The sequence below is a fragment of the Gluconobacter oxydans genome (assembly GCF_006539685.1).
GTDB lineage: Bacteria > Pseudomonadota > Alphaproteobacteria > Acetobacterales > Acetobacteraceae > Gluconobacter > Gluconobacter oxydans.
On record NZ_BJNM01000097.1, the window covers coordinates 1 to 733 of the forward strand.

Consider the following 733-nt stretch of genomic DNA (forward strand, 5'->3'; position numbering starts at 1 on the left):
CCCTCAGTGTAATGATGGTGAGCTGTAAATCGTTTCTGTGAACGGTGACTGCAAGTCAGCCACGACAATACATTACTCCGGTTAACAGCGTCTTCACACTTGCCGCATGGTTTTTTTCCGACCTGCAGAAGAGCCGAAAGCAAAAGAAAAAAGAAAAAAGAAAAAGAGGGAAGGGAAGAAGAGGGGCACCACGGGATCGCCCTGTGCGGCAAGGGGTGGGTCCGTCCGTGTCCTCGCTGGCGCTGCGGGCCGGGCGGTCCCGACGCTGACGCGTCGCCCTTGCCCCCCAGCACGACGCCGCGGTTGCCGGAGAGGGTCAGGAAAGGAGAAAGACGACGATGCCGAGCTTGGCCCTTACGTCCCCGGACACACAATCGCAGTTCAGTCTGGTTCAGGCCCATCAGGAGGGCTGGACCATCCTCGAAGGCTGCGGTCCCGAAAACATGGACACCCAGATCCGAGGCGTCACCTGTTCGGACCAGCACGCCTGGTGGCGGGTGTCACAGAAGGCGCGCTGTGGCTCCGAATACCATCGCGAGGCCCTGGCGCGCCTTTCCGACAGTGAACGCCAGCAGATCAGCCTTCGGTTCGGACCGCTCTGATCCCCTGATGCCGCGCGCCTGAGCCGGGCGCGGCTCGTCCCGCAATTCCATCATCCCGTTTTTCTGGCCCCCCGGTCTGCCGCGCGCAGCACCGGACGCGGCCGCTTGTCCGGAGTTTTCCCATGAGCAAG

At 61.9% G+C, this 733-nt stretch carries 1 protein-coding gene; it reads left to right on the forward strand.

What is annotated here, in order from left to right; all coding sequences use genetic code 11:
* Positions 1-338 precede the first annotated feature (338 nt).
* A complete protein-coding gene (locus tag GOX01_RS12760; protein WP_024717133.1) occupies positions 339-602 on the forward strand; it encodes a hypothetical protein in 264 nt (87 codons plus the stop codon).
* The last annotated feature ends 131 nt before the right edge of the window (positions 603-733 follow it).

What these genes read in the sequence shown, in the direction of transcription:
- GOX01_RS12760 (WP_024717133.1), top strand. Translation starts at nt 339, where the DNA reads ATGCCGAGCTTGGCCCTTACGTCCCCGGACACACAATCGCAGTTCAGT.